The organism is Mycobacterium sp., assembly GCF_040398885.1.
Lineage (GTDB): Bacteria > Actinomycetota > Actinomycetes > Mycobacteriales > Mycobacteriaceae > Mycobacterium.
In genome coordinates, this window is the sequence record NZ_JBBATF010000124.1 from 1 (window position 1) to 9,258 (window position 9,258).

9 protein-coding genes are annotated in these 9,258 nt (G+C 72.3%); 6 read left to right on the plus strand and 3 right to left on the minus strand.

The window, feature by feature from the left end:
- Positions 1-100 precede the first annotated feature (100 nt).
- The gene (locus ADBZ5U_RS11835) at positions 101-451 is read left to right on the plus strand and encodes a hypothetical protein (RefSeq protein WP_526265647.1); all 351 of its coding nucleotides are present in this window, start codon (positions 101-103) and stop codon (positions 449-451) included.
- A 10-nt stretch (positions 452-461) separates the two neighbouring features.
- Here ADBZ5U_RS11835 and ADBZ5U_RS11840 read toward each other — a convergent pair whose 3' ends face one another.
- Positions 462-1,067 (minus strand): YqgE/AlgH family protein, encoded by a 606-nt coding sequence (locus tag ADBZ5U_RS11840; protein WP_526265649.1) that lies wholly within the window; start codon positions 1,065-1,067, stop codon positions 462-464.
- A gap of 79 nt (positions 1,068-1,146) precedes the next feature.
- Between ADBZ5U_RS11840 and ADBZ5U_RS11845 the strand changes: the two genes are divergently transcribed.
- A complete protein-coding gene (locus ADBZ5U_RS11845) occupies positions 1,147-2,418 on the plus strand; it encodes an MFS transporter (RefSeq protein WP_526265651.1) in 1,272 nt (423 codons plus the stop codon).
- Positions 2,419-2,428: 10 nt separating this feature from the next.
- A complete protein-coding gene (locus ADBZ5U_RS11850) occupies positions 2,429-3,202 on the plus strand; it encodes a TIGR03084 family metal-binding protein (protein ID WP_526265653.1) in 774 nt (257 codons plus the stop codon).
- A gap of 15 nt (positions 3,203-3,217) precedes the next feature.
- Here the strand turns inward: ADBZ5U_RS11850 and ADBZ5U_RS11855 are convergent, their stop codons facing one another.
- Together ADBZ5U_RS11855 and ADBZ5U_RS11860 are read right to left on the minus strand one after the other, a co-directional pair.
- Entirely contained in the window at positions 3,218-3,667 is a 450-nt protein-coding gene (locus ADBZ5U_RS11855; RefSeq protein WP_526265655.1) for a pullulanase, read from the minus strand.
- Between the two features lie 6 nt (positions 3,668-3,673).
- Positions 3,674-5,131, minus strand: a complete 1,458-nt coding sequence (locus ADBZ5U_RS11860) for a CCA tRNA nucleotidyltransferase (RefSeq protein WP_526265657.1) — start codon at positions 5,129-5,131, stop codon at positions 3,674-3,676.
- Positions 5,132-5,220: 89 nt separating this feature from the next.
- Between ADBZ5U_RS11860 and ADBZ5U_RS11865 the strand changes: the two genes are divergently transcribed.
- From ADBZ5U_RS11865 to murJ, 3 genes are all read left to right on the plus strand, one after another.
- The gene (locus ADBZ5U_RS11865) at positions 5,221-6,015 is read left to right on the plus strand and encodes an NUDIX hydrolase (protein WP_526265659.1); all 795 of its coding nucleotides are present in this window, start codon (positions 5,221-5,223) and stop codon (positions 6,013-6,015) included.
- Positions 6,012-8,306: a DUF6049 family protein gene (locus ADBZ5U_RS11870; protein WP_526265661.1), complete on the plus strand. Its 2,295-nt coding sequence runs from the start codon at positions 6,012-6,014 to the stop codon at positions 8,304-8,306. The genes ADBZ5U_RS11865 and ADBZ5U_RS11870 overlap by 4 nt, the downstream gene beginning before the upstream one ends.
- The coding region (gene murJ / locus ADBZ5U_RS11875; RefSeq protein ID WP_526265663.1) for a murein biosynthesis integral membrane protein MurJ at positions 8,303-9,258 on the plus strand (956 nt) is incomplete at its 3' end. The genes ADBZ5U_RS11870 and murJ, both read left to right, overlap by 4 nt.

Sequence of the window (9,258 nt, forward strand, 5' to 3'; positions counted from 1 at the left end):
CCCGTCTCCGCGGTGCCGCCGCCGCCGGTTGACCCGGCCACGGCGGTGGTCGCCACGGTGCCCGCCCGCTAGCGCCCGCCGCGGCCCGTATTCTGGGCCCATGTTTTTCGCGGCCCTCGCATGTCTGGGCATGGCCGTACTGATCGGCGGCTCGGGTCTGTGGACGTTGCGCCGGCCGGTCCCGACGGACCTCACCGGTGTGGTGCTGCGGGCGGTGGCGCCCACTCAGGTGGCGGCCGGGGTGATGCTGGCCGCCGGCGGGATCGTCGCCCTCGCGGCGCCGTCCCGCGTCGGCCTGATCGGGTTGATCGTCGGCGCGATCGGGGCCGTCGTGACGATCGGGGCGGGCTCCTGGCAGGGTGCCCGCTACGTCGAGCGCCGACAGTCCGCCGGCGGGGGCTGCGGAACCGGTGAAGGCTGCGGCGGCTGCGCCCAGGTGTGCGGGCCGTAGGACCGCGGGCTCAGTTTCGGCTGACGTCGATGGGGTGGGTGGCCAGCATCGCCAGCGGCATCGGTTGGCGGCGCAACACCCGGGACCACAGATCCACTCTCGGCGCGACGAGCACGTCCGAGGGCAGGGCCGACAGGACGATCCAGTCGTCGCGCTCGATCTCGCCGTCCAGCTGGCCGATGGTCCACCCGGAGTATCCGGCGAAGATCCGCACCCCCTCGACCATGGTGGCGATCATGCCCGGGTCGGCATCGAGGTCCACCATCACGATCCGGCCCGCGACGTGCCGCAGACCGGAGACGCCGTCCGGGTCCGCGCCGACCCGAAGGGTGCCCAGGCACAGTGCCGCATCGCGTTTCACCGGTCCGCCGATGAACATCGTCTTCGGCTTGGCCGCCAGCTCGGACCACTGCGGGAGCACGTTGTAGACCGCGATCTCGCTGGGCCGGTTGAGCACCACACCCAGAGTGCCGCCGTCGTTGTGCTCGACCACATAGACGGCGCTGCGACGGAACGTCGGCTCCATCAGGTCGATGTTGGCGAGGAGCAACGTGCCCGCCCGCACCCGGTTGGCTGCGCGCGCCGTGAACTCCTCGGGGTCCTCCGGTTGCGACACCCCACCATGATGGCACGGCGCGGCGCCCCCAACAGGCTCGTGCGGGTACCCGAACCGGCGGTGTTTGTACTGTGAGTCGGTGGTGGATGCCCGCGCCTCCGAGTCGCTGCTGCGATCGGTGCGCAGCCTGCCCGATTTCTGGCGGCTACTGCAGTTACGGGCGGCCAGCCAGTTCGGCGACGGACTGTTTCAGGCCGGGCTCGCCGGGGGCCTGTTGTTCAACCCGGAACGGGCCGCCGACCCTTGGGCGATAGCCGGGGCTTTCGCGGTGCTGTTCCTGCCCTACTCGCTGCTCGGCCCGTTCGCCGGGGCCCTTCTGGACCGCTGGGACCGGCGCAGCGTGCTGATCGCCGCCAACGCCGCACGGGTGCTGGCGGTGCTGGCCGTCGCCGCCCTGCTGGCCGCCGGCACCCGCGACCTGTTCGTGCTGTGCGGCGCGCTCGTCGTCAACGGGTTCAGCCGATTCGTCACCTCCGGGCTTTCGGCGGCGCTACCAGACGTGGTTCCGCATGAACGGATCGTCACGATGAATTCCGTCGCCGTCGCCACCGGCGCCACGGCGACGTTCCTCGGCGCCAACTTCATGCTGGTGCCGCGCTGGCTGGTGGGCGACGGCGACGCCGCGGCGGCCACCGTCATCCTCGCGGTGGCGGTCCCGGTGGCGATCGCCTTCCTGCTCACCCTGCGGTTCCCCCCGCACGTCCTGGGACCCGGCCACACCGGGGTGCACGGGTCGCCTTTCCACGCGGTGGCCACCGGCTGGGCCTACGGGGTGCGGGCCGTCAAGGCCACCCCGCCGGTCGCCGCGACGCTGTCCGGCCTGGCCGCCCACCGCATGGTGTTCGGCATCAACTCGCTTCTCGTGCTGGTGATCGTTCGGCACACCGGGGATGCCACGGGTTTCGGCGGGCTGGGCACCGCGGTGGTCTTCGTGGCCGCCGCCGGCAGCGGTTCGTTTCTGGCCAACGTCCTGGCGCCACCGACGGTGCGGCGGTGGGGGCGTTACACGACGGCCAACGCGGCGCTGCTGTTCGCGGCGCTGGTCCAACTCGGTGGGGCCACTCTGGATTTGCGCATCATGGTCCTGTGCGGATTCCTGCTCGGGTCAGCCGGTCAGATGGTCAAGCTGTGCGCCGACACCGCAATGCAGATCGACGTCGGCGACGCGCTGCGCGGGCACGTCTTCGCGGTGCAGGACGCGCTGTTCTGGTTGTCGTTCATCGTCGCGATCTCGGCCGCCGCCGCGGTGATCCCGGCCGACGGCCGCTCAGCGGCGCTCGCGCTGGCCGGTTCGGCGATCTATCTCGTCGGGCTGGCCGTGCACGCCGGTATCGGCCGCGGCGCGAACTAGGCTGTGCCGGATGACCGTGCTGGACGCCCTGGTCGAGGACCTGCGCGAGGAAAGCGCGGCCCTCGACGCTCTGGTCGCCTGCCTTCCGCCCGAACGCTGGCTGACACCGACGCCCGCACCGGGTTGGACGATCGCCCATCAGATCGGGCATCTGCTGTGGACCGACCGGGTCGCGTTGATGACACTCACCGACGAGCAGGCCTTCCGGCAACTGGCCGCCGATTCGCTGAGCGCGCCGCTGACCTTCGTCGACGACGCCGCCGAGCAGACCGCGGCGGCGCCCCCCGATGAGTTACTGGCCGAATGGCGAAGTGCGCGAACCGAATTGCACGCCGCCCTGCGCGCCGTCCCGGACGGCCGCCGGCTGGCGTGGTTCGGTCCGCCGATGAGTGCGACGTCGATGGCCACCGCCCGGCTGATGGAGACCTGGGCGCACGGACTGGATGTGGCCGATGCGCTCGGTGTTCGGATCGCCCCGTCGCCGCGGCTGAAGCCGATCGCCCATCTCGGGGTTCGCACCCGCGATTTCGCCTTCACGGTGCACGGCCTGACTCCGCCGGCCGAGCCGTTCCGGGTCGAGTTGACCGCGCCGGACGCAAGCCTGTGGGTCTGGGGCCCCGAGGACGCCGCACAGAAGGTGACGGGTTCGGCCTTCGACTTCTGCTCCCTGGTGACCCAGCGCCGGCCGCGCGCCGAACTGGACGTGGTCGCCGAGGGCCCCGACGCGCAGCAGTGGCTCACGATCGCCCAGGCATTCGCGGGGCCACCCGGGCAGGGCCGCTAGAACCCGCCGGGAGCGTCAGAGTCGGGCGGCCGCGTCGGCCGCGCCGTCACCGTCGTTGTCGGACAACCGCAGATCCCACCGGCCGTCGCCGTCGGTGTCCACATAGCCGGTGCGACCGGCCACCGCCCGGTCGGCCAGGCCGTCGCCGTCCAGGTCGGAGAACCTGTCCGCGGCGCCGTCGCCATCGACGTCGCCGGGCCCGGTGTGCCCGCCGCCGTCGAGGGAGAACCAGCGCAGCGGCTGCTCCGGATCACCCGTGACCGCCCACGTTCCGGTCCCGTCGTCGCTGTGGCGGGTTTCGGGGACGGTGTCGTCGTCGAGGTCCAACTCGGCGTGGTCGGCCGCGCCGTCGCCGTCGTCGTCGACCATCAGGTCGTCGAGCAACCCGTCGCCGTCGAGGTCGAGGGCACCGGGCCCGGTCCAGATCGAAGCCGAGCCGTCGCCGGCATCCAGGCAGTAATCCACACCCGGTTAGACGGATTCGCCGCCCCGGGCGTTCCACCAGGCCAGCAATTCGGCGGTCGCCTCCTCCGGCGACAGCGGCCCACGGTCCAGGCGCAGTTCCTTGAGGTGGTTCCACGCCTCGCCGACCTGCGGGCCGGCCGGTATGCCGAGAATCCCCATGATCGCGTTGCCGTCCAGGTCGGGGCGCACCCGCGCCAGATCCTCCCTGGCCGCCAACTCCGTGATCCGGGCTTCCAGGCCGTCGTAGTTGGCCTGCAGTCGCGCCGCGCGCTTCTTGTTGCGGGTCGTGCAGTCGGCCCGAACCAGCTTGTGCAACCGCGGCAGCAACGGTCCGGCGTCGGTGACGTAGCGGCGCACCGCGGAGTCGGTCCACCGGCCGGTTCCATCCGAGTGCGCGTAGCCGTGGAAACGCAGGTGCAGATACACCAGCTGGGAGACGTCGTCGACCATCTGCTTGGAGTACTTCAGCGCCCGCATCCGCTTGCGGACCATCTTGGCGCCGACCACCTCGTGGTGGTGGAAGCTGACCCCGCCGTCGGCCTCGTGCCGGCGGGTGGCCGGCTTGCCGATGTCGTGCAGCAGCGCCGCCCAGCGCAGCACCAGATCGGGCTGCTCCTCCAGCGCCACCGCCTGCCGAAGCACGGTCAGCGAATGCTGGTAGACGTCCTTGTGCTGATGGTGTTCGTCGATGGCCATCCGCATGCCGCCCACCTCGGGCAGCACCACCTCGCCCATGCCGGTCTGCACCATGAGCTCGATGCCGGCCACCGGGTCGGCGCCCAGCAGCATCTTGTCCAGCTCGACGGCCACCCGCTCGACGGTGATCCGGGAAAGTTGCGGCGCCATCGCGACGATCGCCTGGCGCACCCGCTCGGCGACGCCGAACTCCAGCTGGGACACGAACCGCGCCGCGCGCAGCATCCGCAACGGATCGTCGCCGAAGGACAGCTCCGGCGCGGCGGGGGTGTCCAGGATCCGTTCGCGCAGCGCGGCCAGGCCGCCCAGCGGGTCCAGGAACTCCCCCGGACCGGTCGCGGTGATCCGCACCGCCATCGCGTTGACGGTGAAGTCGCGGCGCACCAGGTCGTCCTCGAGCCGATCCCCGAACCGCACCTGCGGGTTGCGCGACAGCTGGTCGTAGGTGTCGGCCCGGAAGGTGGTGATCTCCAGCCGGTGCCCGGCCTTGCCGACCCCGACGGTGCCGAATTCGATGCCGGTGTCCCACATCGCGTCGGCCCACGGGCCCACGATGTGGGCCACCTCGTCCGGGGGGGCGTCGGTGGTGAAATCCAGGTCGGTGGTGAGCCGCCCCAGCACCGCGTCGCGCACGCTGCCGCCCACCAGGTACAACTCGCGCCCGGCCCGCGCGAACCGGCCACCGATCTCCCGGAGCACGTCGCCGTGCCGGTTGAGTTCGACGGCCGCGCGGGTCAGCAGCTCGGCGTCGTCGGTGGCATCGGGCACGTCCGGTGAGCCTAGTGCCCGGAACCGCCGCGCCCCGAACCGCCGAGTGCGGCCGGGCCGGTCCGGTCGTGGCAGCTACTATCGCTTAGGTGTCGGAGGGCGAGGGAGCCGAACCGCGGCGGCGTCGCGGGCGGCGTCGCGGGCGGCGCGCGGGCACCCCCACCGAACAGGGCGAACAGCGCAGGGAAGCGCCGCGGCCCGGCCCCGAATCGGCAACTCCCGACCCCGACTCCCCTTCCGGTTCGGCGTCGGGTCCCGGGTCCGGCAAGAGCGGCCGGGCACGCCCGCGCCGGCCCGACCCGCCGCGGCTGCGGACCGTCCGGGAGACCTCCGCCGGCGGGCTGGTCGTCGACGGAATCGACCGTCCCCGCGGAGAGCAGATGGCCGCACTGATCGGCCGGGTCGACCGCCGGGGCCGGATGCTGTGGTCGCTGCCCAAGGGGCACATCGAGCAGGGCGAGACCGCCGAGCAGACGGCGATCCGGGAGGTCGCCGAGGAGACCGGGATCCACGGCCATGTGCTCGCCGCGCTGGGCAGCATCGACTACTGGTTCGTCACCGACGGCCGCCGGGTGCACAAGACCGTGCACCACTATCTGCTGCGGTTCTCCGGCGGTGAACTGTGCGACGCGGACGTGGAAGTCACCGAGGTGGCATGGGTTCCGGTGGCCGAGCTTCCCGACCGCCTCGCCTACGCCGACGAGCGGCGCCTGGCCGTGGTGGCCCACGAACTCATCGAACGGCTGCAATCGGACGGCCCGGCCGCGCTGCCGCCGCTGCCGCGCTCAGCCCCGCGCCGCCGCCCGCAGACTCACTCCCGCGCCCGTGACCACCCGCCCCGCGGCGACGGGAACCGGGCGAACGGCTGCGGTCCGAGCGCGTGACGAAACCCCGGCGGCGCGCCTGGATCGCCGCACTCATCGGGCTGCTCGCGCTGCTGCTCAACCTGTGTCCGACGGTGGCGGCCGAACCGGACCCGCCGGCGTTCCTGGCGGTGCGACTCGACAGTGTGACCCCCGACGTGATCACCACCTCCAGCGAGCCGACCGTCACGGTCACCGCGACGGTCACCAACGTCGGCGACCGCCCGGTCCGCGACGTGATGGCACGCCTCGAGCGCAGTGCGGCGGTGGCATCGTCGGCCGCCCTGCGAACCGCGCTCTACGGGGGCGGCCAGTTCGACCCGGCCAGCGAATTCCTCGCCATCACCGGCCGACTCGACCGCGGGCAGGCCGCCGAGTTCAAGTTCGCGGTGCCCCTCGGGGCCGACGAGCGGCCGTCGCTGGACGTCGACGCCCCCGGGGTCTACCCGCTGCTGGTGAGCGTCGACGGCACCCCCGACGGAGACGCCGCCGCCCGCCTCGACGAGACCCGCTTCCTGCTGCCGGTGACCGGCGTGCCGCCCGACCCGGCCGACACCTCGGGCGACAAGCTCACCGGCGCGGTGCCACCGGACATCACCAAACCGTTGGCCGTGACGATGCTGTGGCCGCTGGCCGACAAGCCCCGGCTGGCGCCCGGCGTGCCCGGGGGCACCAACCCGGTGCGACTGATGAACGACGACCTCGCTGTGTCGCTGGCGGCCGGTGGCCGGTTGGACACTCTGCTCGGGGCGGCGGAGTTCGCCATCAGCCCCGGCGCCATCGACCCCGGCACCGGCACCGACCGGGCGCTGTGCCTGGCGGTCGACCCGGACCTGCTGGTCACCGTCAACGCGATGACCGCGGGCTACGTGGTGGCCGACGCCCCCAACGGACTCGGCACCGCCGCGCACCCCGGTACCGGGCAGGCCGCCGCGGCGGCCTGGCTGGACCGATTGCGCGGGCTGGCGCGGCGGATGTGCGTCGTCGCGACCCCCTACGCCCAGGCCGATCTCGGTGCGCTGTACCGGATCGGCGACCCCGCGTTGAGGTCGGCGGCGATCGGCGCCGGCGCCGACATCGTCGACCGGATCCTGGGCATCGCCTCGACCCGCGGGGCCACCGTCCTCGGCGACGGCACGCTCACCGCGGCCGCCGCCAATCTCCTGGAGGGCGGTCGGCCGACCGTCGTGATCGCGCCGTCCGATTCCGGCGATGCCACTCCCGACGTCAGCGCGCGGCGGCTGTCGGGCAACGTGGTGCTCGCGCCTTTCGACCCGGCTCTGGGAGCCGCGCTGGCCGGGGTGGGAACCGACCCCGCGGTGCCGGCCTATCTCGACGGTTCGATCGCCGTACCGGTCGACCACGACTCCCCCGTCGCCCGCCGCCAGGACGCCGTCGCGGCGATGGTCTGGCGCGCGCTGCAACCCGAGGTCGAACCCCGCACCCAGATCCTGCTGCCGCCGCTGAAGTGGAGCCCGCAGCCCGACGACGCCCGCGCGATGCTCACCGCACTGGCCAACACCCTGCGCTCCGGTCTGGCGAGCCCACGGCCGCTGGGCGCGGTGATCGCCGAGTCCGCCGCGCTTGCGCCGGCCGAGCAACCCGCCGACGACCTGCCCACCGACGTGCCGGGCCGGTTCGACGATGACGTCACCGACACCATCCGGGCCGCGGCCGTCCGCCAGTCGGGACTCACCGACGCGTTGGCCACCGACACCCGAACCGGACTGACCGGCCCCCAGTACACCGCGCCGCTGCGCGAGGACATGCTGCGGGCGTTGAGTCAGACCGAACCGCCGGCGACGCGCAACGACGTTGCGCGCCAACGCCTCGCGGTCGTCGCGGCGACCATCGAAGACCTGTTCGGCGCGGTGGGCATCGTCAACCCCGGCGACTCCTACACGCTGGCCACCGAGCGCAGTGCGCTGCCTTTGGCGCTGCGCAACGACCTCGGGGTGCCGATCCGGGTGCGCCTGCAGGTGGACGTCCCGCCCGGCATGACGGTGACCGACCTCGGCGAACAGGAGGTGCCCCCCGGCTACCTGCCACTGCGGGTGCCGGTGGAACTCCACGTGACCCAGCGCGTCGCGGTGGACGTCACGCTGCGCACCCCGGCGGGTCTGCAACTCGGTGACCCGGTGCGGCTGTCGGTGCATTCCAATGCCTACGGCAAACTGTTGTTCGCCATCACGCTGGCCGGCGGCGCGGTGCTGGCGCTTCTGGTCGGGCGCCGGCTCTACCACCGCTTCCGCGGCCAGCCCGACCGAGCCGATCTCGACCGGCCCCGCCCACCACTGGGGAAGCACCGATGAGCCTGCCGGACACCGGGACGCGATCGGAGCGCGAAGAGCTCTCCGACGCCGCGGTGGTGTCGCGGTCCTGGGGCATGGCTTTTGCCACCCTGGTCAGCCGCATCACCGGGTTCACCCGGATCGTCCTGCTGGCCGCCATCCTCGGCGCCGCACTATCCAGTGCGTTCTCGGTGGCCAATCAGCTGCCCAACCTCATCGCGGCGCTGGTGCTGGAGGCCACCTTCACGGCGATCTTCGTCCCGGTCCTGGCCCGCGCCGAACGCGACGACCCCGACGGCGGCGAAGCATTCGTGCGTCGGCTCGTGACACTGGCCACCACGGTCCTGCTGATCGCCACCATCCTCTCGGTGGCGGCCGCGCCGTTACTGGTCCGGTTGATGCTCGGCGCCGATCCGAAGGTCAACCAGCCGCTGACCACCGCCTTCGCCTATCTGCTTCTGCCGCAGGTGATTTTCTACGGCCTGACATCGGTGTTCATGGCGATCCTCAACAACCGCAACGTCTTCGGCCCACCGGCCTGGGCGCCGGTGGTCAACAACGTGGTGGCCATCGCCACGCTCGGGCTGTACCTGGCCGTTCCCGGGGAACTCTCGGTCGACCCGGTTCGGATGGGCAACGCCAAGCTGTTGGTGCTCGGCGTCGGGACCACGCTGGGCGTCGTCGCCCAGGCGGCGATGCTGCTGGTCGCGATCCGCCGGCAGCGGATCAGCCTGCGGCCGCTGTGGGGAATCGACGACCGGCTCAAGCGGTTCGGGACCATGGCCGCCGCGATGGTGCTCTACGTCCTGATCAGCCAGGTGGGTCTGGTGGTCGGCAACCGGATCGCCAGTACCGCGGCGGCGTCGGGCCCGGCGATCTACAACTACACCTGGCTGGTGCTGCAACTGCCGTTCGGGATGATCGGCGTGACGATCCTGACCGTGGTGATGCCGCGGCTGAGCCGCAACGCCGC

Excerpts from the sequence above, each read along its gene's own strand:
- ADBZ5U_RS11835 (WP_526265647.1), top strand. The coding sequence starts at position 101 with ATGTTTTTCGCGGCCCTCGCATGTCTGGGCATGGCCGTACTGATCGGC.
- ADBZ5U_RS11850 (WP_526265653.1), top strand. The coding sequence starts at position 2,429 with ATGACCGTGCTGGACGCCCTGGTCGAGGACCTGCGCGAGGAAAGCGCG.